The following is a 702-nucleotide window of genomic DNA, read 5'->3' on the forward strand; positions in this document are numbered from 1 at the left end:
TCTTCAAATTCTTGTGGAGCATTCATATTGATATTACCTAGTCGTTCGATTTCACTACGAAGTTGTAACACTTCTTCTTTTGCATTTTCAATATGACTGTCACTTACTTTGGTTTGAGCAAATTCATAAGTTAACTGATATTCAGTAGCTAAACGTTGCAAATTGTTTTCAAGTTTAGTTTCTAATCTAGCTTGATCAATTTTAATAGCGTTTTGACTTGCATTTGCTGTATCTAAATCACGTCGAATTTGGCGAATTTGTTGTTCTTTGCGTTCAACATCTTGTGATACTTTAATACGATACTCACGTTTGCTACGTATAGAGTTTGTAATTTCATCACGTCGTGAATAAGCTTCATTCAAATGAATTATAACTTCATCTGCAAAATTAGCATCATGATTTTCTTCATCATTTGGACGAATTAATTCATAATCATTTTTCAGCTTTTCATATTTAGAACGTTTCGCATCAACAACTGGTTCCAATTGTGCAGAACTTATTCGATGCTCCATTAAACCACGTTCTAACTCTTCACGTTTTCGTTGAGTATCTGCTAAACCTTTTTCTGCTAACGCACAAGCAGCAACTTGGCTATCTATTAATTGTACGATTTCTTCATATTCTTTTTTAACAGTTAGTAAGGAAGCACTATTCTTAGATTTACCACCTGTCATTGATCCACCTTTATGAATATCATCTCCA

The 702-nt window shown here is 33.2% G+C and carries 1 pseudogene; it reads right to left on the minus strand.

Annotated features, from left to right (window positions below):
• Window positions 1-674 (minus strand): annotated as a pseudogene (locus RSB60_RS11305) (chromosome segregation protein SMC); the annotation flags it as partial.
• Window positions 675-702: the final 28 nt, after the last annotated feature.

Source organism: Anaerorhabdus sp. (genome assembly GCF_036657415.1).
Classification (GTDB): domain Bacteria; phylum Bacillota_I; class Bacilli_A; order Erysipelotrichales; family Erysipelotrichaceae; genus Anaerorhabdus.